Source organism: Clostridium sp. HBUAS56017 (assembly GCF_007115085.1).
In the GTDB taxonomy this organism is placed as follows: domain Bacteria; phylum Bacillota; class Clostridia; order Clostridiales; family Clostridiaceae; genus Clostridium; species Clostridium cibarium.
Genome location: NZ_SULK01000018.1, coordinates 37,534 through 63,292, shown reverse-complemented (window position 1 = coordinate 63,292; position 25,759 = coordinate 37,534). Strand labels below are relative to the sequence as shown.

The 25,759-nt window shown below is 29.7% G+C and carries 15 protein-coding genes and 1 pseudogene; 8 read left to right on the top strand and 8 right to left on the bottom strand.

Features of this window, described 5'->3' with window-relative positions; all coding sequences use genetic code 11:
- The first annotated feature begins 53 nt into the window (after nucleotides 1–53).
- Nucleotides 54–1,634 (top strand): kelch repeat-containing protein, encoded by a 1,581-nt coding sequence (locus tag FAY47_RS14815; RefSeq protein WP_143317682.1) that lies wholly within the window; start codon nucleotides 54–56, stop codon nucleotides 1,632–1,634.
- 107 nt (nucleotides 1,635–1,741) lie between these two features.
- Here the strand turns inward: FAY47_RS14815 and FAY47_RS14810 are convergent, their stop codons facing one another.
- Nucleotides 1,742–5,344 (bottom strand): fibronectin type III domain-containing protein, encoded by a 3,603-nt coding sequence (locus FAY47_RS14810; RefSeq protein WP_143317681.1) that lies wholly within the window; start codon nucleotides 5,342–5,344, stop codon nucleotides 1,742–1,744.
- A gap of 442 nt (nucleotides 5,345–5,786) precedes the next feature.
- On the opposite strand from FAY47_RS14810, the gene FAY47_RS14800 reads away from it, so the two are divergent.
- Nucleotides 5,787–6,350, top strand: coding sequence for a sigma-70 family RNA polymerase sigma factor (locus tag FAY47_RS14800; RefSeq protein ID WP_143317680.1), 564 nt, complete (start codon nucleotides 5,787–5,789; stop codon nucleotides 6,348–6,350).
- A 116-nt stretch (nucleotides 6,351–6,466) separates the two neighbouring features.
- Nucleotides 6,467–7,291: pseudogene (locus tag FAY47_RS14795) on the top strand (TerC/Alx family metal homeostasis membrane protein); the annotation flags it as partial.
- 65 nt (nucleotides 7,292–7,356) lie between these two features.
- Here the strand turns inward: FAY47_RS14795 and FAY47_RS14790 are convergent.
- The 3 genes from FAY47_RS14790 to FAY47_RS20345 all read right to left on the bottom strand — a co-directional run bounded on the left by FAY47_RS14790 (nucleotide 7,357) and on the right by FAY47_RS20345 (nucleotide 12,436).
- Nucleotides 7,357–7,887, bottom strand: a complete 531-nt coding sequence (locus tag FAY47_RS14790) for a CDP-alcohol phosphatidyltransferase family protein (protein WP_143317678.1) — start codon at nucleotides 7,885–7,887, stop codon at nucleotides 7,357–7,359.
- Nucleotides 7,888–7,942: 55 nt separating this feature from the next.
- A complete protein-coding gene (locus FAY47_RS14785; protein ID WP_143317677.1) occupies nucleotides 7,943–9,043 on the bottom strand; it encodes a DNA alkylation repair protein in 1,101 nt (366 codons plus the stop codon).
- Between the two features lie 177 nt (nucleotides 9,044–9,220).
- Nucleotides 9,221–12,436 carry a glycoside hydrolase family 9 protein gene (locus FAY47_RS20345; protein ID WP_185966848.1) on the bottom strand — a complete coding sequence of 1,072 codons (3,216 nt, stop codon included), beginning with the start codon at nucleotides 12,434–12,436 and terminating at the stop codon, nucleotides 9,221–9,223.
- 365 nt (nucleotides 12,437–12,801) lie between these two features.
- Between FAY47_RS20345 and FAY47_RS14775 the strand changes: the two genes are divergently transcribed.
- Nucleotides 12,802–15,159, top strand: coding sequence for a M4 family metallopeptidase (locus FAY47_RS14775; protein ID WP_143317676.1), 2,358 nt, complete (start codon nucleotides 12,802–12,804; stop codon nucleotides 15,157–15,159).
- Between the two features lie 92 nt (nucleotides 15,160–15,251).
- Here the strand turns inward: FAY47_RS14775 and FAY47_RS14770 are convergent, their stop codons facing one another.
- The gene (locus FAY47_RS14770; RefSeq protein ID WP_143317675.1) at nucleotides 15,252–16,433 is read right to left on the bottom strand and encodes a cyclopropane-fatty-acyl-phospholipid synthase family protein; all 1,182 of its coding nucleotides are present in this window, start codon (nucleotides 16,431–16,433) and stop codon (nucleotides 15,252–15,254) included.
- 135 nt (nucleotides 16,434–16,568) lie between these two features.
- Between FAY47_RS14770 and FAY47_RS14765 the strand changes: the two genes are divergently transcribed.
- Nucleotides 16,569–16,784 (top strand): hypothetical protein, encoded by a 216-nt coding sequence (locus FAY47_RS14765; RefSeq protein ID WP_143317674.1) that lies wholly within the window; start codon nucleotides 16,569–16,571, stop codon nucleotides 16,782–16,784.
- Nucleotides 16,785–16,882: 98 nt separating this feature from the next.
- On the opposite strand, the gene FAY47_RS14760 is transcribed toward FAY47_RS14765, so the two are convergent.
- A complete protein-coding gene (locus FAY47_RS14760) occupies nucleotides 16,883–18,157 on the bottom strand; it encodes a metallopeptidase TldD-related protein (protein WP_143317673.1) in 1,275 nt (424 codons plus the stop codon).
- A gap of 12 nt (nucleotides 18,158–18,169) precedes the next feature.
- Complete coding sequence (locus FAY47_RS14755) at nucleotides 18,170–19,588, bottom strand: TldD/PmbA family protein (RefSeq protein WP_143317672.1); 1,419 nt, start codon at nucleotides 19,586–19,588, stop codon at nucleotides 18,170–18,172.
- A 320-nt stretch (nucleotides 19,589–19,908) separates the two neighbouring features.
- On the opposite strand from FAY47_RS14755, the gene FAY47_RS14750 reads away from it, so the two are divergent.
- Both FAY47_RS14750 and FAY47_RS14745 read left to right on the top strand, forming a co-directional pair.
- Nucleotides 19,909–21,459, top strand: coding sequence for a nitrite/sulfite reductase (locus FAY47_RS14750; protein ID WP_143317671.1), 1,551 nt, complete (start codon nucleotides 19,909–19,911; stop codon nucleotides 21,457–21,459).
- A gap of 276 nt (nucleotides 21,460–21,735) precedes the next feature.
- A complete protein-coding gene (locus FAY47_RS14745; protein WP_143317670.1) occupies nucleotides 21,736–22,707 on the top strand; it encodes a glucosaminidase domain-containing protein in 972 nt (323 codons plus the stop codon).
- A 72-nt stretch (nucleotides 22,708–22,779) separates the two neighbouring features.
- Here the strand turns inward: FAY47_RS14745 and FAY47_RS14740 are convergent, their stop codons facing one another.
- Entirely contained in the window at nucleotides 22,780–24,012 is a 1,233-nt protein-coding gene (locus FAY47_RS14740; protein ID WP_143317669.1) for an MFS transporter, read from the bottom strand.
- A 330-nt stretch (nucleotides 24,013–24,342) separates the two neighbouring features.
- On the opposite strand from FAY47_RS14740, the gene FAY47_RS14735 reads away from it, so the two are divergent.
- Nucleotides 24,343–25,737, top strand: a complete 1,395-nt coding sequence (locus tag FAY47_RS14735) for a peptide MFS transporter (RefSeq protein ID WP_143317668.1) — start codon at nucleotides 24,343–24,345, stop codon at nucleotides 25,735–25,737.
- Nucleotides 25,738–25,759: the final 22 nt, after the last annotated feature.

Here is a 25,759-nt window from a genome sequence, read left to right as displayed (position 1 = left end):
CAAGCATATTATTATAATAATGAAAATGAAATTATCTCATAGGAGGATATTTTATGAAAAATAGATTTTATTCAAATATCAAAAAAAACTTAACATTTATGTTAATTGCATTATTTTTCGTCTTGGCAGATTCAAATATCTTTGTAAGAGCTGCTGAAACAACATCGACTCAATGGACAACTGTATCAAATCTAACTTATGCTAGGTATAAGCTCTCTTCAGTTGTCTTAAATGAAAAAATATATTCAATGGGCGGACTAGATAAAAATGGCGACTTATCTTCTTTAGAGTCCTATAACCCAACAACAAATACTTGGTCTACTTTAGCTAGCATGGCTAGTCCTAGACATGATTTTGACTCAGTTGTCTTAAACGGAAAAATATACGTTATTGGTGGTCGTAATTCAAATAGTGAAGCATTGTCCTCTGTTGAAGTATATGACCCTACTAAAAATACTTGGTCTCAATTAGCAAACATGAATGATTCTAGATGTTACTCAAACTCAGTTGTTTTAAACAACAAAATATATGTAATAGGTGGCTGTGATTCAAAAGATTCAGCATTATCCTCTACAGAAGTATACGATCCTTCTACCAATACTTGGTCTAAACTAGCTAAAATGAACGATTCAAGGTATTCTTCTAATTCAGTTGTTTTAAACAATAAGATCTACACAATTGGTGGTTCCAGTGATAACAATGCTTTATCATCTACGGAAGTATATGATGCTGCATTAAATACGTGGACAAGCCTATCAAGTATGAAAGATGCTAAATCAGGAGGCCATAATTCAGTTGTTTTAGATGGTAAGATATATACAATTGGTGGATATAATATGGATACTGATAGTTATTTTTCATCTCTTGAAGTATATAACCCTGACAATAATTCATGGACATCTCTTGCAAATATGAAAGATGCTAGAACTTCAGCTACTTCAATTGTTTTAAATGGTAAAATATATACGATTGGTGGTTCTAACGGTTCAACTCCTTTATCATCTGTTGAAGAATTTGACCCTTCAACAAACACTTGGTCTACATCATCTAATTTAAAAAATGCTAGATTCCAGCATACCTCAGTTGTTTTAGATGATAATATATATTCAATTGGCGGTAGAACTGATAATGAATTATCATCAGTAGAAGCTTATAAGTTATGTCAAATAAGCCTTGATAAAACCTCAGATAACATTATTGTTGGACAAACTGATAAATTAACAGCAACTACTAGTCCTAAAGAAGCTATAGTAACTTGGAATTCAAGTAATCCATCAATAGCAACTGTTGATTCAACCGGTAAAATAACAGCTGTTACAGCTGGTACTTCAACTATAACTGCAACTACAAAAGACGGTATTGTAGCATCTTGTTTTGTAACAGTTACAGACCCAAATTCTAAAATAGAAAACAGAACAAAACTTACAATAACATTATCTAATAATACTACAAAGAATTATGATTTATCTAATGATGAACTAAACACCTTCTTAAATTGGTATGATTCAAGATCAAACGGTGTAGGAAAAGCTTATTATATTTTTGTAAATAAGCCAACCTCTAGCTCAAGTACACCAATTAAAGATTATATATCATTTGATAAAATAGAATATTTCTCTATTCAAGAGTATTAATCCTTTATTATAAACAAACCTCCAACCGTTAGATTTATTAACGATTGGAGGTTTATTAAATTTCATAAATTATATAAATTTCTAGAGCTTTCTCTCATCTAAAATGCTTAATTTAAAGTAGTAACATTAACTATTCCACTTTTAAAGCAAACTATTCCTTCTTGATTACGAGCATTTACACTTATATCATAAGAAGTGTTTTGATTTAATCCTTTAATAGTAAAATTCTTGTTGGTAAGTAAAATCCATGTTGGAGTTGCTGTTAATGTACCATCTATTGCAACATACTGAGAACCAACTCTTATTTGATATCTTAATTTATTAACAGAATTAGTTTGCCAACTTATTGAAATTGAGTCTTTACCAATTTGAGTGACCTTAATATTAGTTGCACTTGGTAAATTATCTATATAATTTTGAATAGCATCTAGTCTACTTTGGAGTGTATCTCTATTATTATCTCCTTCTGGTAATAAATTGATTGCAGCTTGAGCTGCATCAACATCGACTTGCACTTTAGTACTTTCTGCATTTTCAACTTTAGTTGTAGAATAATTTAGGTTATCAATATAAATTTGAACTGCTGTTAATCTTGTTTGTAATGTAGTTTTTGGCATTCCATCTATTAGCATGGTAACTAATGTTTGTGCATAATCTAAATCTTTCTTTTGTTTGGTTACTTCTACTTTTGCTACTGCACTTGCAGCATTAGACAATTGTGTTTCATAAGTAATATGTGCCTGCACTGCATCTAATCTACTTTGTAATGAAGTTCTATTATTATCTCCCATAGGTAATAACTTAATGGAAGCTTGTGCTGCATCAACATTAGCTTGTGTTTTAGTCTTTTCTGCATTTGCTACTTTAGTTGTAGCATCAGCCACATTATTAATGTACACTTGCACTACATATACTCTTACTAGCAGTCCAGTTTTTTCTCTACTGTTTTCTAAAGCATCTACTAGATTTTGAGCTGCTGTTACATCTTCTTGCAACTTACTTGATTCCGCTTTCTCTACTGCACTCTTTGCATTATCTAATTGTACTTGAGAAGTGTCAGATATTTGTATTGCATTCAACCTATTTTGCAGCGCAGTTTTGTCATTTTCATTTGATAACGCTGTTACCAATTGCTGAGCTGCTGTTACGTCTTCTTGTAACTTCCTTGATTCTGCTTTATCTACTGCCTCTTTTGCTTCATTTAATGATTTCTCTTGAAATCCTTCTAAAACATTACCACCAAAAGCTATCTTCTCAGATCTTTTAAAATTTGAAGAACATGCATAAACTGCTCCATTTTTCATTATTATTAATTTCATCTGATTTGAATTATCATTATTTGATATAAAAGTTCCTATATTATCATAGTTAATATTCTTACTCTTTAAATCAACACCATTAATTAAACTTCCAACTCCATAAGTGGTATTATCTTGATTTACAATAAAGGCATTATTATTATCAAAAGCCCTAATCTCTTTAATTAAAGCTCCATTTACATTAGTTAAAACTGTAATTTTCCCATCATTATCTACAGTTTGAACTATACCATTTTTCATCCAAATAATATTATTCACAGCTGTTTTTATTTCACTCTCTAATATATTAGTAGTTCCCAAAGCATTATTATTAAGAGTATAAATTAATCCATCACTCATTTTAATAAACTTATTGGATAACACACCTTGAACTGAAGTTCCATTTGGCAAGGTAATATCTGTTGCTTTTCCTTTATCATTTAAATATTTCAAAGTTCCATCTTTCATTAAATATATAGTTGAATTATTCAAAGTGCAAGGAATTATTTGAAGAACATTACCCATATTAACACCAGTAGAAACTTCATTGTTATTAGAATCAAAGTACACTAAATCTCCATTTACCTTTTGAAATAAGAAGAATAATGCTTTTGCACTTTTATCTTTGTAAACAGTTGTTTTAACAAACTCCTTTTGTTTTAGTGGCAACACTTTTATTTGATTAGGATTTTTGTTACCTGATCCAACCCAACTAATTCCTCCCCCTGATACTGTATTTTCCGGAATAAAATAAAAGACAGATCCATCTTTAATATAAAACATAACAACAGGAGTTTGCTCAACCATTCCATATTTTACTTTATCAACTACTTTACCATTTAATATGGAATTATCATCAACTTTAGGACAAACAGCACCATACTCAACAAGATCGTACCTAGGTTGTACACGCAAACTTTCTTGAACAAAACCTCCAAAATATTTTAAAATACCATCCTTATCAATAGTAACAGCTGACCCATCTGGTAATACTTCTTTTATTGTTGGGTCTGTTCCATTACGCACTAGGCTCTTCATATCAAGGCTATAATCATCAAATTTATAACCTATTGGTTTATTTTCGTCATAATCTGATTTACCATAAATCATAGTAGCTAAAGAACCATATTCATTGAAATAAGATAAATTATTATCAGTTTTATTTAATATATACCTTGCCCCTAAATACCATGCATTTGTTATATTTATAGGTGAAGTTTCTTTAGAATTAGCAGTATCTCCTAGTCCTAATTCTCCATGAGCATTACTTCCTGAAGCCCAAATCTCACCATTATCCTTTATAAAAACACTATGATCACCACCACATATAATTCTTTTTACCTTATCTATAGATATCTGAAAAAATTTATAATGTGTATCATCCCAATTATATCCTAACTGTCCATTATTATTATATCCTGAGGCCCATACTGTCCCATCATTTTTTACTATTATTGTATGATTAGCACCACAACTAATATCTTTTACATTCTCCATTGATATTTTTACTGGTGTAAATTGGTTTATATAATTTTCTATTCCTAGCTGTCCTTTTTCATTATATCCTGTGCCCCATATTGTCCCATCATTCTTTACAAATATTGTATGATCGGAGCCGCACTTAACATCCTTTACATCTTCTATTGGTATTTTTACTATTGTAGTTTGATTTGTAGTATTTCCTAATCCTAATTGTCCTTTATCATTAGCACCACAGCCCCACACTGTTCCATCATTCTTTATAAATATTGTATAATCAGACCCACAAGCAACCTTTTTTACATTTTCTATGCCAATCTCATGGGGCCCACCCATATGAATAATTATATCTCCATCTGGAGTAGTATTATTAATCTCATTTCCTATTTGCCCCTTATCATTATTTCCACAGGCCCATACCGTTCCATCTTTTTTTATAAATATTGAATGGTTAGAACCACAAGCTATATCTGTTACATCTTTTATAGAACTTTGCATTGGAGTTGTTATTCCAGGATAGTATGAATATTGAAATCCATACTGATCATCACCACATTCATATACTGTTCCATCATTTTTAAGGAATACTGTATATTTTGAAGCACACTTTACATCTTTTACATTATCAATTGGTATCTTAGACTGAACTTTGTAATAATAACAAACATCCATTTCCCTGTAGCCTGTCCCTAATTCATAATTATCATTAGCTCCACAGCCCCATGCCGTTCCATCAGCTCTAACTACTATAGTATTATTTTCACTCATGCCTACTTCTTTTATTTCAGATTCGTATGTACTTGCATTTTCTGAAGCTTTAACATAAATAGGACTCTGAAACATAGCAGTACATCCACCTACAATTCCTAATATAGTCATTAAAACTAAATTTTTTATTAGTTTAGATTTTATTTTTTTCATAAAAAATTTCATTATTCTTCCCCCTTATTTTCATTCCGTATATTTTTTACATTTATAGTATATATTAGATAAATATTTTATTCAAATTCTATATTCATATAAGAGAATAAGTTTCACAAAAAAAGAGGCGTAAATGGTACTCTACCTGAAATTTCATTTATGCATTTAGCAACGAAAAGTGACCTAAAAGGCCTTGGCTGTTTTTAATATTCTAGATTTTGAAAACACCTTAAAGTATAGCGCATATATGTATAAATGCTAATAGATCAAGCTGAAATTGCTTGTATGAAACATTATTATTTTGTAACTTATTGACATTCATACCTTTTACTGATAATATAAATATGTAAATATTTAGGTATATAATTCCTAAGATCTTAGGTATAGAAGTAGCCATGGCCAGTTACTTTTATACCTATTATCATTTATAAATCTTTTTTAACGGAGGCGCCCTATGAACTATGATTACATCGAATCCCTTGTATCATTATGTAAATCAGGTGATATTAAATCTAAAGAAAATTTAATTAGTGAATTTACTCCTTTTATTATTAACTTTTCTAGTAAAGCATTTATAGATGGGTATGATTTCGAAGATATCCAAAATGAATGTTATATAACATTACTTCATGCAATAGAAATGTACAATCCTGTATCTCATAGATTTGTTGCTTATGCTACTAATGCTATAAAAAATTCCATTTATGCTATTGTAAAAAAATCTAATATAACTAAGCAAGTTCAAGGAATAAATACACTTACCTTTGACGGTGACCTTAGTTCACTAAATGCTAACTTCTTTAGTTCTTTTGAAGATAATCTAAACTATAAATATAGTTCTTCTAACTTCTTTCAATTAATAGATACCCTAACTCCTCCAGAAAAGGAGCTTTTAGTTTTTAATATGCTTAAGCAAAATAGTTTAAAATCTTACGCGAATTGGAAGAACATGCCTTGTTCTACAGTCAACAATAGAAAAATAAGCTTACAAAAAAAGCTAAAAAAAGTACTTAATTAATTCATACATTTCAAAAGTTCTACTAGTGTTTACTTTCTCCTCATCTTTACATTTATTTTTTTTATTTGGATAAACTATATATAAGTCCAATTTGAAAATTTAAAGATAGAGGAGAGAAAATAATGTCTACTAAAAAACACTTATATAAATTTTTATTAATTACCTGTGTAGCTTTAATAATTAATATAATCATTTGGTTTTATTTAGGCTCAACTAAAGCTTTAGAATTTCTTGGTGGATATATTATAGAACTAAGCCTTAGTGTTGATAATCTCTTTTTATTTTTATTGATATTTTCAAATTTTGGCATAATCCCAAAATATCAAAAAAGAGTTTTGCGTTATGGTATTTTAGGAGCAATTATATTAAGGTTTATATTTGTAATGCTAGGTATTGCTGTAATAAGTAACTTTAAGTGGATTCTAAATATCTTTGGTATATTGCTTATTTTTAGCGGTATAAAAATTATGATTAACAATGAAGATGATGTATCTTTTGAAAACAGCAAATTAATTAATATCCTTAAAAAAATAATGCCAGTCACTGAAGATCTCCATGGAGAAAAATTTTTTATAAGGATAAATAATGTACTTCATGCAACACCATTATTTGCCTTACTATTTCTAATAGAAGGATCTGACGTACTCTTTGCAATAGATTCAATACCAGCAATATTTGCAATAACAACTGATCCCTTAATTGTATATTCCTCAAACATTCTTGCAATATTGGGACTTAGAAATTTATATTTTCTTTTAGAAAAACTCCATAGCACATTTGAATATGTTAAGTACGGAGTAGGTCTAATACTTATATTTACAGGAATAAAGCTTGGTATTTCTTTTATGTACCATATACCTGTAGCTATTTCAATCTTTATAATTATATTTATTCTTACTGTTAGTGTAATAATATCTATAATGCTTACTAGAAAAAAATAGATTAATTAATCTATTTTCTAACTATGCAGTGCAAATTATTTCCTTTGAACTTTCTAGCTGTGCTGTTAACTGAAAAATATTCCTTTGATATCTCTTAATAATTCTTTAGACTCCAAATGTATAATTAATTCTTCAATTGTAGCTAAACTTGCTATAATACAAATTATATAACTTGAAATATTTATATTTAAAAATATATATGCAAATGGAAAAATAAATAAAAGAAACCCTGTTGCTTTATTGGCATAAGTATGAAGTATAACAAATTCATGAAATTTGCGGTATGAGATAATAATTGAAGCAATTTTACTAACAGCGATGAATATTACCCATATCCATATCTTCATCGGAATTATGATTTTTGCTAAAAAAATAATACTAAAAATCGCAAAAAAGACAACATCTCCAACACTATCAAGAAAGCTTCCAAGTCTACTAACTGAATTAATTTTTCTTGCAATATATCCATCAATAATATCACTAAATCCACATGCAGAATATACAATCCAAAACAATATGCTAAATGGTTTTAAAAAGAACAGGATTACAGACAACAATATTCTTAATAAAGATATGATATTGGGTATACTTTTCATTTTGCTACCTCCAAAAATTAAAACACTATATATGTAAGTAATCTATTTATTAATCTTAAATTATTTTAAGTATTGTATATGCTTTCTCCTGTCCATTGATCAGTAAAGCAATTCTATGTTCACCAGGATAATGACGTCGGGTGGTTAAATCAGCAAAACTGTGTATCTTGATACCGCTAATATGTGCTCCTCCCTCTACAGTCTTATCCGACAACAAGAATAGTTTCCGTGATTTATTTCCTCTTGCCTTCACAAAGTCAATTCCATATTCAATTCTAATATGTGCCGATTCACACTTTGGAATATCAAGTTCATATCTAAACTCACAGCTTTCTCCAATCTTTATACTAGATAACCCCAGGGAAATTGACGCTTCTGTAATCTGCAACTTTTCAGCTAAAAAGTTTGTGTAGCCAAACAGTTTCATGGCTTCCAGATTCCCATTTCTAATCAAAGTACGACATCCCTTTCGCAAAATCCAATCTGTATAGGGATTTATATTAATCCATTTTTTCACTATATCAAGTACAACAATAGGATTATCTTTTGATATATCATTTAAATTGTTAGCAACACTTTTTCTTACATAAAGTGAAGGATCATTCTTAAGCTGTTCCAGTATATTAATAACCTGTGACGGATCTTTCTTAAATATTTGAAGAGCCATTCCCCAAGGTAGTCGTGGACGACTACCTTCACTAGCTAAGCGTCTAACATGTTCATTGGGATGCTTTGCCCAAATCATCATACGTTTCATAACACGATCTGGATACTTCACTATAAAAGGTCTTATCGCAAATTCCGAAGAAGACCTTTGAGTAAATCGTTCCAACGCTTTCATGGAAAGCTCCAAGTATTTCTCTTCTTGACCATATACCTCCACAAAATCTGGAAAGAACAGATATGGAACCCCAATACAGCTTTCATCAATTGAAAAAAGCACATTTAGTGCATCTCCATAACTCATTGGAAGGTGTTGCCCTAAAGTTTCTGTGATTCGTCTCATCCTTGCTTTTAGTGGGAGACTATCCCAATCACCAGTAATAATATCATCAGTAAAACCTTTTGGATCAAATTTGCAATATACATTATGAACCTTTTCACCAAATTCATGTAACAATTTTTCATTATATATGTCTTTCAGCTGTGCTCCCATAATCATATCCTCCTTTATTGTATTATTATTTTAACATTATAAATAAGACGACAATATGTCTTATTTATAATAAATTTCTATAAAGCATTTATTATAAGATAATTTGCACTTTTTCTAACAAAACATGCACAAAAAGAGGACAGCCATATGACTTGTCCTCTACTTCTTAAATAAATACTATTCTGGTTCAACACCACTTACAACTACCTCATCATACATTAAAACGATATGGTTATTATCCTTATATGAATAATCATCTTCTTGGTTAAACATAGACCAATCTGCATTTGCAAAACGTGTTTGACATTCAATAGTTCCATTAGCTCCTAAAGAATATTTTAAACCTTCAAAAGATATTTCTAAATAAGTATCTGCATTTTCAGTTGGCTTCTCTAGCTTAACAAATTTTCCTTTAATGCTACTTGTGGCATCTACATACCATGGTGAAGTTCTAAACACCATACTTGCATGATCACTGAAGAACTTTTGACTTGCCTTAGAATCGCTCTTAAAATAATAACGTATCTTAGCCCTAGATAAATCTACAGCTTCACTTCCAGTATTGGTTATTAAATAATTAGTGCCAACTGTATTTACTGTTGAATCATCTGTACTCTTTGTAATATCTAAATTTAAGCTGCAACTTACAGGATATTTTAACTTTAGCTCAGCTGGAACACATGGTTTTATACTTCCATCCTTTAAGGTTGCTGTAGCAGTAATATTTACTTTAACCAATCCATGTAAATTACTATCTGTAGGAGCTGTATATTTTACAGTACCCTTATTACCAGATACTTCACCTATCTTTTCATCATTTGCAAAAACTTCTATCTTTTCTACATCAGAATTTTCATCAATAGGTTCTATATTAATATCAGTTTCTGTTTCACCTGAAGCTACATCTAATATCTTTCCTTCTTCAGGTATTACTATATTGGCCACTGGTGCTGGTGGTATTTTATAAATAACTTTAATGTTAACTGAACTGCTTAACACAGCTTTTCCGGTAGTAGTAATTGCTTTTGCTGTTAATACTACGTCTTTATTAAAGATATCTGAAGTAACACTTTCTGGAATGTATTCAATCGAATATGGCTCTTCCTTTGCTTCTCCTATCTTTTTATCATCTGCATAGAATTCTACATAATCAATCTTTTCATCATTAGCCTTTACATCTGTAGTTATATTTATTGGTTTCTTATTTTTACCAGTATAATCTATTTCTTGTTTATCTGTTGGTGTAACAATATTTATTGTTGCAGCTTTTGCTGGTTCTGTACCAAATACCTTTTTCTCACCTAAATACACTGATATATTATCAGTTTTAGTTAAGTCAGTAGTTGAAAGCCCTGTTCTACTCCAATCATTACTTGGATCCCAATGGGTTGTATAATTAGAATCCTGAGCTGCAACTAAAGCAAATTGAAGTTCTCTAGTTCCATGAAAGTTATCTCCATCCCAATCAATATCAACATAATAAACACCATTTTCCTCATCGTAAGCATATGGTCCATTTATTGCTGTAGCAACTGAATCCTGAGTTTTGGCTTGATCATACATTACTTGAACACTTAAATCCTTAATAGTTTGTCCTGCTTTTTGCATTTCTGAAATATTAAAGAAATATCTTGCTTTCAAGTTTGATACTTTATGTGGTGGATTAGCAGTATCATTGTTTACCCTAACTGTTACTTGAGTTCTTTCCTTATTTTCCTGTTCAACCTTTGCAGTTGTATAGAAAGGTGTAGTATCTTCTTCCTTTGGTGGGAAGTTTTTTACTGGCTCTTGCCCTTCACCATATATATCATAAAGTCCTGCAAGAGCTCCAACAAAGGCTGCATTATAATCAATAGCTACCTCATTATATACAAAATTTGTTCTAACATCCTCATGTTTATCTTCAAAATCTGGTCCTCCAACTAAAGCTCCCCATAAAGTATGCTTTGATTCTACTGGATTTTCCATACTATTTGTTACTGATCCATGAGATGCTCTATGATGTGGATACTTAGCTGAGCTTTCTGAATATCCAACTTCGTAACATCTATTTAAAGGATTATCTCCTAAAATATAATCCATTTGTGATTTTGCCCATTCTACAAATCCTTTATTAGGCTTGTATTTATTGTAGACCAAAGCACAAAGCTGAGCTGCTGTATTATATCTTGCAGATCCCCAAGTACTTATTACTCTAAAATTGCCTGGTGTTGGTTTTAAATAAGTTGCATCACTTGAACTTTCATGTTGAACACCTGACCAATACTCTGCATTCCATCTAAAGTAATACCAATGGTTTGGATCATTGGTTATAGGTGCAAGTTTTGCAAATACCCCCCCCCAAACTGTATCCCAAGAATGAACCCAAATATTTTGCCATGAATCTGCTTTACTGTGTAGAATCTTCTTAATATAACCTGTATAATTTCCACTTTCATCTACAGATGTTATGTCATTTATATAAGAATTTTCTCCAGTTGCAATATTTAGCCATACTGCTGCCCAAGAAAGTTCATCTTCATCTCCACCTGAGTTATAGTATCCTCCTGAGAAACCAAGGCCTCTATTATTTTGTGCAAATTTATATAATGCTTTAGCTGTATCTAAACATTTATTTGCATATTCTGCATCTTTATCCCTAAAGTTTAAATAATTTATTGCTAAAGAAGCAGCCGCACCTGCACTTTGATCACTGGCAGGAGTCTCTGATGTTGCAAAATATGCTGGTCTATCAGTAGTTTGTAATTCTGGTGATCCCCAATAACAGTGATCTGAATTTCCATCACCTACTTGATAAGCAAATGCTACGACATTTCCATCCTTATCTCTAAAAGTTGATTTTAAGAAATAATCATTAAACCATCTTAAAATATCTTCTATATGTTGTTGCTCTCCAATTCTTGCATAGGCATCTTTAAATTCATTATACCCCCAACCTAAAGTTGAAGCTGAATAACTTTGTGGTAGGCCAAATTTAACATGGTCACCTGCATCATGATACCCTCCACTTAAATCAACACAACCATCTTTATCTGGATCTAGTGTATCTATATTTGCATCGATAAACTCTTTAGACATGTTTGTCCCTTTTCCTTGATTTTCTCTAGGTACAAGTGGTATTTTAGCATCATCTAAGTGACAATCTCCTCTATAAGTTAGTTTATCATTTCCATTTACTTGGCCACATTTATTTGCATCATAAAAGTACATAGATAACTGAAAAGCCTTGGCGTAGTTGTAGGGTTCTTTGACTTTCTCTTCCTTTGATTCTACAACTTTGTTTGCATACTTTGGCAAAACCTCTCCTTTAGCTGGCATAGTAAATCCCACAACTGAAAATATAGGAGTTACTATTATAAGTGCTATTGCTCTTTTAATTTTTCTATAATTCATAAAATCACCTCCACTATTTTAATAAATTGTACCATTTACTGGTACAATTTTCTTGTTATCCTCGTAAAATCCCCACTTTATTCCTTATTCTACATTTCTCACTTAATTTAAGTATTCTATGACTGAAATAGAGATTTAAAAAGCACTTTTAATAAATTTACTTTTTTAGTCATTTATTGAAAAACTTGTATTAATTAAGTTTATAGTTGCATTTTTTTCATTTTTATAATTTTCATCCAAATATATTAAAAAAATAATATTTTTAGCAGTATTCTATTGACAGTTTTTATATTTACTGTAAAATTATTTACAACAGTTGCAATTGTAATTTAATAGCAAATAAATATTATATTGGGGGTATTTTTATGAAAAAGAAAATTTTATCACTATTAATTAGTTCAACTTTAACTTTATCACTTTTACCTAATGTAGCTTACGCCACTGATTCGAAAATCGCGATATCAGACTCAAAAGAACAAATTTTGCAAAAGTTTCAAGGTTTAAGTGATAATAAACTAAAATACGATATCGATTCTTCAGAAGGAAAAGTATTTCTATCAGGAAAGTTATCGGATGAAGAAATAACAAATAACGATGATGCACTTAACTTTATTGAGAAAAACAAGGAATTATTTAATTTGGATAACGTACAAGATAATCTTAAGATTGAAAAATCCGAAAGAGATTCTTTAGGATTTACACACGTTAAAATGAATCAATATATTGATGGTATACCTGTTAAAGATAAATCTATTATTCTTCATTATAATAAAGATGGACAAGCTACTAATGTCACAGGAGACGTAGAAAATAAAATTTCAAGCATTTCTAAGCTAGGAGACAAATCCATAACAGAAAAGGATGCTATAAAAATAGCTGAAAAAGAATTCAAATATAAGGAATTGGCTTATGATCCTAAAGTAGAAACTGTAGCCTTCATTAAAGATGGACAAGCCTATAAAACTTATAAAGTAAATATTAAATTTTATGAACCTGAAATAACAAACTATGATGTTTATGTTGAAGCTACTTCAGGAACTATAATAAACAAAGAAGATAAAATTAGATACGACGGTGCTGCAAAAGGAACTGGCATAGCTGTTGATGGAAGTACTAAACCACTTAATATCTATTTATCTGGAAGCAAGTATCAGCTAAAGGATACTACCAAAGCTAGCTCTGGAAGTCAAATATTAACTTACACTGCTAACAATAGAGAAACTCAACCAGGTACTTTAATTACTAACAATTCAAGTACTTTCAATACTACTTCATTAAAAGCTGCTGTTAGCGCTCATTATTTTGCTGGAGTTGTATATGATTTCTATAAAAACTTATTTAACAGAACAAGTATCGATAATAATGGTATGAATTTAGTATCTACAGTTCATTATGGTTCTAACTATAACAATGCTTTTTGGGATGGATCTCAAATGGTATACGGCGATGGTGATGGAAGCACATTTACTTATTTAAGTGGTGACTTAGATGTGGTTGGTCATGAAATGACTCACGGAGTTACTGAACGTACTGCTAACTTAACTTATCAAGATCAATCTGGGGCATTAAACGAGTCTATATCCGATATATTAGGAGTACTTATTCAAACATATGACAGATATAACGTTAAAAATGGCGGAACATGGGAATTCAATTCTTCTGACTGGGTAGTTGGAGATGATGTTTATACCCCAAATAAACCTGGAGATGCACTTAGAAGCTTAGCTAATCCAACATTATATGATCAACCAGATAATATGAGCGACTATGTAAATACTTCTTCAGATAATGGCGGAGTTCACACTAATTCAGGTATTCCAAACAAAGCTGCATATTTAGTAGCTCAATCTATAGGATGTGAAAAAACTGCAAAAATCTATTATAGAGGATTAACAGAATATATGACTTCTTCAACTAACTTCCTTGGATCTAGAAATGCATTAGTTCAAGCAGCAACTGACTTGTACGGTGCTAATAGTGCTGAAGTTTCAGCTATAAATAATGCATATGCAGCCGTAGGAATTGGTTCATCAACTGATACAGTTAAGGTAACAGGCGTTTCTTTAAATAGAACTTCTGCCACTCTTAATGTAAGCGGTACTGTATCTTTAAGCACAACAATTACACCTGCTGATGCAACAAATAAATCTGTTACTTGGTCAAGCAGCAACCCATCCGTTGCTACAGTATCTAATGGTCTTGTAACTGCAAAAGCTGCTGGTAAAGCAGTAATTACTGCTAAAACAGTAGATGGCGGAAAAACAGCTACTTGCGTTGTTACCGTTTCTGGTTCACAACAATCAGATTCCTTAAATGAAGGTTTTGATAATCTAGTTGGAACAAGCAGTTCTATATCATCAGGAATACCAACAGGATGGGATATTTCATCTGGTATAGGTGTATATACTACAAGCAGTAATTCTGGAAAATCAGCACCAGCTTTAAGATTAAACTCAGATGGAAGTACAGTTGTAACACCTAGCTTCGACCTTTCAGGTCAAGGAACTCTATCATTTTGGCTAAAGGGAAATAGCATATATTATTCAGAACTCCTAATTGAAAAATTTGATGGAACTAACTGGACAACTATTGATGATATTTCTGATTTTCCAAGTTACGGAGATACCTTAAGCTATGATCTAGATAAAAATACAAAACAAATAAGATTTACTTACTATAAATACTATGGTTATGTAGCATTAGATGATATAACAATTAAATAATTAGCATTAACATAATTATATTATTTATCACTTGCCATAAATCACAATAAATGAAGGTACAGCTAATTTAGTAACTGTACCTTCTAAATTTTCTATTTATATAAATATTCTCTTGTCATTTCTAATTCATTGTTATTTCCTTTTGAGAATAATATTTGGTGCAAATCTATCATTCCATTATGAAAAGATGCAGCACATGCACCTAAGTACAACTTCCACATCCTAACAAACCTTTCATCAAACATCTTTGAAATCTCATCTATATTATTATTAAAATTTTCATACCAACAAAGTAATGTTTTTTGGTAATGTCTTCTCAAACTTTCAACATCTAATGTATAGTAATTTAACTCACCTGCAATATTTATAATTTCTCTGAGACTTGGAATAACACCTCCCGGAAATATATATTTTTTAATCCATGGATCTCCTTGGTATTCTCTTCTTCCACTTATAAAATGTAATAGAAATAATCCTTTGTCCTTTAAAATCAAATCAACATTTTTAAAGAAAAGATCATAATTAGGACGACCAACATGTTCTATCATTCCAACACTTACAACTCTATCAAATTTCAAATTACTCTTTTTCAGATCACGATAGTCCATAAGTTCAACTTCTAAATACTCTTCCAAATTTTCTTCCCTAATTCTTTCTTTAAACTTTAAATACTGTTGTTCACTTAATGTAATTCCTAAACCATGAACTTTATATTTTTTTGCTGCTTCAATTAATAAATATCCAAATCCACATCCAATATCAAGTAAATTCATTCCCTCACTTAATTGCAACTTCTTTAAGATATGTTGAACCTTATTTTTCTGAGCTTCAAGCAATGTATCATTATTATTTTTAAAATATCCACATGAATAACTCATAGTATCATCTAACCACATCTCATAAAAATCATTTCCTATATCATAATGCGAAGTGACCTCTTTCTTTTGATTTTTTTTAGATGTAGAAGAAAACATTAATTTACTTAAAGCTTTTTCATCTACTTTAAATTCATCTAATTTACCTAATAAAATATCTAAAGCATTATATAAATCTCCTTCTTCCATCTCTATTATCTTATCCATATAAGCTTCTCCTAAAGCTAATGATGTACTCGTGATCAATAAATTTTTATCTATATTACCATTAATCCTAATTACAAATTTTGCTTTTCCTTCACCTATATTTAATACTTCTCCATCTTTAAATATAACTTTAAATGGAGTTTGATTTTCTTGTTTAAACAGTTTTTTAATTAGCATACTCTCTACTGACATGACTCTCACCTTCCATTTTCAGTCTTAATTATATATTGATATGCTTTATTTAAATATTCTATGAATAATACTCTTCCTTTTTCAAAGAATATTTATATAAATAGAATTATATATAAATATGTTAGGAGTGTTTAAATGAATAAAGAGAAAATTCCCTCAAATAAAATGTCAGGAGATTATCCTATACAAGAAATTCCCGTTCAAAACACATCAGGTCCTAGCGATTCTGATGTAAAAATATTCAAAAGACTGTATCTTCCAAATTCAAAAGCTAATTATTCACCTAGTGAAAAAAGCATTGAAAAAGCAAATGACTTAGAAAGTTTACCTTCTTCTAGAACTATTACTTAACAAAACTAACCCATGACAATTATTTTATTGTCATGGGTTTACATGCTTGGATAATAAAAAATTATAAAACATATAAATTTCTTTATATATTACTCCCTTTAATTGCTCCCTGATATTTCAACATTTTTGAATTTTATAGCCTTGGGGGTTGTAGAGGAATTATTATTATATATTTCCTTAGATAGTATTATATCACTTTGTAATTTCTTAATATTTGCAGATAATGATCCCCCCGTAAAAGGTATAACCTTATTATCTTTTTTTAATAAAGCCAATCTTATTTCTCCTCCAAAATCACCTGTCAAAGGATTCATTTGAAAATCTGAAAATCTTAAAATATGAATATCTCCTTCTTGAAACATTTCATCAACGCTTACAGATCCACCTTTTAATGAAGCACAATTATAATCCCCTGTTTTAGGTACATTTAAGTAATCTGCAAACTTAAAATCGCCATGTAAGGTTTTTAACTTTCCATCTTCTAATAAAACTCTATCTACTAGCTTTGTACCATTATCATCTACAGGAATACTAGAACTTAATATTAAGTTTAACTTATCACTTTTAACATCTTCTCCTTGTAATAAATCTCCAATTTTAAAATCACTATATTTATTATAAACAAATGATGTTCTAGATTGAGCTATATAATAATTTAATATTTCTATAACACTATCCCCTGATAGAACTAAATTATACTTTCCACTTTTTAATGGTTCACTACTTTTATCCCTGTAGTTTGCTGCTATCAATGCTTCCTTAACCTTTAAAGATAATTCTTCTCCAGGTAGGCTATCATAACTAAAGTTATTGTAAATTTCTATATCTTGATTCTCTATCCACTGTGTTATGAATTCACCTGAAACATTATATTTTACAAATGAAACATCGGCTCCTTTAGATGAGATTATTCTTTTATTATTTTTTTCCACAAATATTTCTGCTGAGTTAATAAACCCCTTATCTAAATTATCATATTTATATAATGATTTTTTCACTTCTATCGCATTTTCTTCTAAACTTAATTTACTCATATTATTTTTCTCTTTTATTACCCCCATAAATCCATCGGGAAGTGAATATGATTTATTTTTAACAAATGAAGCAGAAAAATACGCATCTTTTATTATTTTTTTCATTTCATCTTCACTAGTAAAAGCATGTATTTTTACAGTTGAATCTCCTTTATACTCTATTCCATTTCCAATAAAATTCTTAAAAACTCTAACACTATATTCTTTCAACTTTTTCTTTCTATTCATTTCCAAATCTTTTTTTATAAAATAAAGTTCTACAGCTTCTAATTGACTTTCTGTAATAATATATTCATCAATATTATTATTTTTAAGTTCCCTTAATATAACTTCTAACATTATAATACCTCCTTACCCTAATCTACATTTACATTTAATGTATGGTCCACCATCAGATACAACAACATATTCCTTATACCCTTTTCCACAATGTCCACAACCTGATAACTCAAAATCTTTTGACACCATTGAAACAGACTTTAACAAATCTGGCACATATCCTGTCATAATAACTGGCGAATATATTTTCCCAGTTAATTTTCCATTTCTTATCTCTCTTGCTATGTTAACCATACATTGAATACCCCAATTTTTAGGATCTTCCATACCACTTCTCATTTCATCTATTAAAAATCCATAATCTATCGACGCAATCATTTCATTTAATGTAGATTTACCACTTTCTATAAATGTATTTGTCATTCTTGTATATGCTTTTCTATGAAAGCTTTCTCTTCTACCATTACCTGTAGATTTTACCTTTAACGCATTAGCTGTCAACATATCATTAATTCCTGACTTTAATATACCCTTCTCTATAATTACAGTATCACTGGCTATTTCCCCTTCATCATCAAAGAAATATGAGCCATTTTCAAGAGCCGCTACTGCACCATCTCTCATTGTTACCAGAGGAGATGCTACATATTTTTCTATATAATCCTTTGATTTTGCCCTATCTTTCAAAAACATATCCATCTCTACACCATGTCCAAATGCTTCATGAGCTATTAATCCAGTAATAACAGGAGTGCATACAACATCGTATTCTCCAGAAATCATCTTCTCAGCTTTTACTAATTCTTTAGCTATATCTATTGCGCCTTCAACTTCTTCTTTTATTTCTTCCAATATTTCTACTCCCTTTATGCCACTAAAACCAGTGTATCTCTCCTTAATACCGTTATCAGAATTTATATATGGAATAACTACTGCCATGGAATTAATATATGCCTGCTCTAAATCTTTGTTTGATGAGATAAACATCTTATTTACAACTAGATAATCATACATAATAAAAATATCCAAAAGATTTTTTTCATATTTAAGTGCATTATCCTTAATACTTATTAATTCATTAATAATTTTTTCCGCACTAACTTTCTCTGGATGTATTTTTATATCTACACCTTTTGAAAAGAACATTTTTTCTTCAACCTTCTTTTCATATTTTATAGTATCTAAATTAGTATTATTTCTGAGTTTTGAAGCCTCTTTTATATTATTAAGCAAACTAGGAATTTCCTCTTTACTAATTTCATCAAAAGCATATTCAAAATATCCTTCACTGCAGTATACTCTAGCTAAAAAACCTCTTTCAGAGAAATATTCATCACCTAGCTCTATATTACTCTTGTCTACTTTATACTTTTTACCCTTAGAATCTGTTGCTAATATTGATGCATAATCATATTCTTTTAATAATTCTTTTAATAATTCTTTTAATAACGGTTTAACTTTTTTTAAATAGTTACTTATTTCTAACCTCATACCTTACCTCCATTTATATTAAATATACAGACTTATCTTACTTATCCTTTTATAATTAAAATTGTAACATTTTTCTATTAATAAATAAAATATTTTAATAAACAACAATTATAAATTAGTTTTTTTCTAAAAATCTTTAAAATAGAAAGTAGGCTAAAACTTTTCAGCAAAAACTCACTCTTTTTTAATTAGTTCTAGGATTAATATTACAATTTCACCGTAAATTTCATTAAATTTGTATTTTTTATCACATACTAAACTTATAAGCTTGTGATATAATGTGATAAAAGTAACTTTGCTTTACGTAAGGAGGAATAATTTTGAATAATTTAAATGAAGAGTTGTTAAATGAAATAGAAAACTTTAGAGAAATAGGTCATAAATTTTTACAAGGAGAAGTTTCCGTTGCAGATTTTAAAAAAGTTTCTGGCGGAATGGGAGTATATTCTGAACGTAGCAAAAAAGAATTTATGATAAGACTTAGAATACCTTCTGGTATAACAAATATATCTAACCTAAAGTTTTTATGTAATTTAGCTGAAAAATATGAATTAGATAAAATACACTTGACTACACGAGAAGCTGTCCAATACCATAACTTATCAATAGACGACATATGTGGGATAATGAAAGATGGAATAGAAAATGGAATATATTCTAGAGGAAGTGGTGGAAATTATCCAAGAAATGTAGCTCTATCTCCACTTTCTGGAGTTGATAGATTAGAAGCTTTTGATGTTACTCAATATGCTTTAGCTGTAAATAATCACTTTTTAAACAAAATAACATCATATAAATTACCAAGAAAACTTAAGGTATCTTTTTCAAGTAGTGATGCAGATTTTGGACACTGTACCGTTACTGATTTAGGGTTTCTAGCTACCAAACAAGATAACAAAGAATATTTTAAAGTTTTTATGGCTGGTGGCCTTGGTCGAAATCCTAAAACTGCTATTGAATATGATGAACTTATTGAACCAAGCAAGGTTCTTTACCATATAGAAGCTATGACTAATATGTTTATAGCTGAAGGTGATTATCAAAATAGAAGTAAAGCTCGTATAAGATACATCCTAGAAAGAATGGGCAAAGATACATTTATTCAAACCTATAAAAAACATTTAGAAGAAGTTATGAGTAAAGAAAATTTAGATTTAATAGTAAACTCAAAAGAATATCTAAAAGAAGGAAAGAAAATAGATATTAAACATCCAAGATTATATGAACAAAAACAAGATGGATTATACAGTGTATATTTCCATCCAATTGGCGGTCAAATATATATTAAAGATTTAAGAAAACTATTAGATTCATTAAAATCAGTAGAAGATTTAGATATAAGACTTACAATGACTGAAGGCATTTATTTTAGAAATTTAAATGGCGAAGAAGCTAAGAAACTACTTTTGCTGACTCAAGGACTTGGTGGAGAAACTTCTCTTGAACAAAGTGTATCTTGTATTGGCGTTCCAATATGTCAAGTAGGAATTTTGCAAAGTCAAAAAACTTTAAATGAAATAATTAATTTCTTCAAAGAAAAAGGATATACAAAAGATATACTTCCAAAAATCCATATATCTGGCTGTGGAAATTCATGTGGTGTTCATGAAATAGTTGATATTGGTTTCACAGGAAAACGTAAAAAAGTTGATGATACTATAGAAGATGTCTTCGAACTTCACATAAATGGATCATTTGGAAATAACAATGCAAAACTTGGAAAAATATTTGGTGATATACTAGCAAGAGAAATACCACATTTTCTATATGAACTAGCATTACTTATTGAAAATAGAAATATTAATTTCTATGAATATGTAAATTCTTATGAACCAGAACTACTTGAACTAGTATCCAAATATGCTAAATAATTAACTTTTTCCCTAATCCAACAAACCTATTAACAGCAAATAATTAGTTAAATTGAAAAAATACATCATAATAATAGAACTACCGGGATTTAACCAGTAGTTCTATTTCTATTGTTACCTATTATATATCTTATATGAAAATTGTTTTTTGATTAAAAAAATATTAATCTTAATAGAATATTACTAAATGAAATCAATCTTATGCTAATATAGATATATAGCTTAATTCATTCCATAGATGATAAGAAAAACTTTTTTAAAATATATGAGGGATTTATGAAGAGAAAAAGAAAAAATAGAAGCAAAACAAGACTTACACTGTATGAAAGAATTAAAAGAAAAATACTAACAACATTAAAGAGATTAATATTTCTATTCTTGATTGGATGCATTGGAATTATATTATTACTTATTTTTCATAAAGATGATACTATCAAATTGAATGATACAGAAATAAAACTTTATATAGATTCTGCAGATAAAATAAGCAAAGGAAAACTTCAAGTTAATTGGAAATATTTAGCTGCCATTGATTATGTAAGATATAAGAAAGATATTTCCAAATCAACCGATGTCAGCATTCAAGAATTGGGACAAACTTTCTTAGAAAATACCTCCAAAGAAAATAAATATAAACTTCTAAATTTGGAAGACGGACTTAAGAAATTATCTTTTACTGATTCTGAAAAAGAAAAAGCTTATAAATATGTAGAACAGTTGGATTCAATCGGTTTAGTTCCAAATAACTTAAGAAAAGATTCTTCCAGTAGAAAGTTTATTGATGAACTTTCTCCAAAAGCAATTGAATTATATAATAACTACGGAATCCTTCCTTCAATTACAATATCTCAGGCTATTTTAGAATCTAATTGGGGAAAATCTGATCTTAGTGTCCAAGCAAATAATCTTTTTGGTATAAAAGCCGATAATAGTTGGAAGGGAAAAAAAGTAACCATGACTACATCAGAATATTATAATTCTGTTATAAAAGACAATTTTAGAAGTTATTCAACTAAATCAGAATCTTTAGATGATTATGGTAAATTTATTTTAAATAATAAGCGTTATAAAGAAAATGGTGTTTTCAATTCTTCACAGTATATTGACCAAGCTCAGTCTATGGAGAATGCTGGATATAGCACAAAGCAAGATGAAACAGGAAATAACATTTATGCCGATTTATTAATAGACATAATAAAAGAAAATAATTTACAGCTTATTGATAGCAAGGTGCAAAGTCAAAGCTAAAATTCTGCTGTTCTTTGCACCATGGACTAAAAGCAAATATTACCTTTTCCTAATAAAAAAATACTTATTACTTTACGCAGCAATAACTTCCTCTTTACTTTTCTTATTACTAAATATTTTTAAGGCATACATTAGTGAAGCTGATACTAGTGATAGAATAAATATTAATGTCCATATAGTTTTACTTCCATAGTTTTCAATATACGCTCCCGATAATGAAGTGCTTAATGCTGAACCTAAAAACCACCCTATATTTGAAATAGCATTTAGTCTAGCTCTATAATTACTTGGACTATTATTGGCTAAATACACACCTGAACTTATAGAACTTAATATCTCCCCAATAGTCCATATTGTTGTTGATAAAATAAATAACGCAAAACCACTAATGTAGGACATCATTCCAAAACCTATCGCATATGCAATTCCTGCAAAAACCATGTTTGTTAACTGGTGATTCTTTTTAGTTAAAGCAGTTACAAATACAGTTACTAATATTACCGTTAATGCATTTATGCTCATTAGATATCCAAAATACTTAGCACCATTTTCATTAAACTGATCATTTAATGTTATAGGTAATGCAAATTTGAAATGGCTATAAATATAACTATACATTGCACTTAAAATTAAAAACATTAATAAATGAGGTCTTTTCCAAAGCATCTGAAACGTATTTCCTTTCTCGGCTTTTTCCGCCTTATTTTCTACTACAACTTTCTTGCTTCTTGAATAAGTTTCTTCTACATTTCTCCATATTAAAAATACCGCTATTAATGATGTCATTGCATCTCCAATAAATAGCATAGGTAAGAAATTATTAAATAAAAATCCTGCCATAATAGGTCCTATAGAAACCCCTAAATTTATTGAAAGATATTGAAGTGAAAAACCTGCTTGCCTTTGTTCTTTACGCAGTATATCAGTAGCCATTGACTTAAAGGCAGGACGTATAAATCCATTAAAAAACGTGCTTACTAATAGACACACCACTGTTATTGATACGTTTTTAGTAAAAGCACAAGGTATTAAAGCTAATGCTGATGTACTTTGAGATAGTATGTATATCTTTTTTCTTCCAAACACATCTAATACTTTTCCACCAATAATAGATGCAGGTATACCTATAACTGACGATAAAGTAACTATAATTCCAGAAGCTGTAGCCGTCATACCTATTTTTTGAGTAAGATATAATGCAAGGAATGGTACAACAAAATCCCCAAGCCTGTTAATAAGATTAGCAAAACATAAAATATACATCTCTTTAGGCAACCCTTTGTAATTGTTAATATACTCTTTCATTTGTAAAACCCCCTGTTCATAATAAATTTTACCTCACTGTACCACTTAAATCAAAATATTCCTAATTAATAATTTTTCCCCTTCTTAATTAATATATTACTTGTATAAATATTCGTTGTTTAAGAAAATTTATAAATTCTCTTCCTTTACAAATCAGTAAAATCAATCCTAAAAAATCATGTTATTTTTCAAAAAATTTTATATTCATTTTCATATTTTTTTAATTTTTCTCCATAATAAATAACAATTTATCAAACTTTCCTTGTTGCAAAATGTAAAATTAATTGCTAAAATCATAATATTGTGTAAATAATAGAAATGAGGGTTATTATGGAACTTAGACAAAAAAATGATGATATTAGAAATGAAGTTTCAAAAAAAATGAAGCACCCACCAGGATTATATATGTTATTTTTTACTGAGATGTGGGAAAGATTTAGTTATTACGGTATGAGAGCATTACTTATAATGTATTTAACTACGGAATTCGTCAAAGGTGGTCTTGGGGTAGACAAAGTTTCAGCTATGAGTATTTATAGCTCTTTTGCAGCTCTTGTATACCTTACCCCATTAGCAGGTGGCTATATATCAGATAGATATATAGGACATAGAAAAGCTATTACTATTGGTGGAATTATAATGGCTTTGGGACAATTCACCTTATTTTCAAATCAAAGTACAACCGCATTGTACATAGGATTATTTTTACTTATTATTGGTAATGGTTTCTTTAAACCAAACATTTCAACTTTAGTTGGACAACTATATCCAGATGGAGATAAACGAAAAGATTCTGCTTTCACAATCTTCTATATGGGGATAAACTTAGGATCATTTTTAGCTCCTCTTGTATGTGGTACTTTAGCTGAAAAAATAATGGCTACAACACAAGGTGGAGAAATTATTCATTATGGATTCAGATATGGTTTCTTAGCTGCTGGTATTGGTATGGTTATTGGACAAATTTTATTTAACACCTTATCAAACAAATATCTTGGTGACTTAGGAAAATTGCCAGTAACTAAAGAAAAAAACAATATGGGTGAAAAAGTACAAAATAAACCATTAACTAAACAAGAAAGAAACAGAACTATAGTTATATGTATATTAACAGCTTTTGTTGTTGTCTTCTGGACAGGCTTTGAACAAGCCGGAAGTTCACTTACTATATATACTCAAGAGTATATAAATAGAAATATTGGAGGTTGGGAAGTACCGGTTTCATGGTTCCAATCACTAAATCCATTCTTTATAGTTTTATTTGCAATACCTGTATCAAAGCTTTGGTACAAACTAGCTTCAAGAGAAAAAGGAGATTTAAGTATCCCTCAAAAAATGGCTATAGGTATGATTATGCTAGGTATAGGGTTCTTGCTTATGGTAGGAGCTGTTATGCAAAGAGGTGGAAATGTAGTTGATACTGCAATAAAAGCTAACATGATATGGCTTGTAGGTGCTTATTATCTTCATACTATGGGAGAACTTTGTTTATCCCCAGTTGGGCTTTCCATGGTAAGTTCATTAGCTCCAGCAAAATTCGCATCATTCTTAATGGGAATTTGGTTACTAAGCAGCTTTGTTGCAAATAAATTAGCAGGAGTTGTTGCTGCATATACTGAAACTTTAGGACACTTAGAAATATTCGGAGGAATAGCTGTCATTTCAATAGTTATAGGTTTAATTCTATTAACTTTAAATAAGAAGTTAACAAAAATGATGGAATAATATAAAAAATAAGCTATATCGC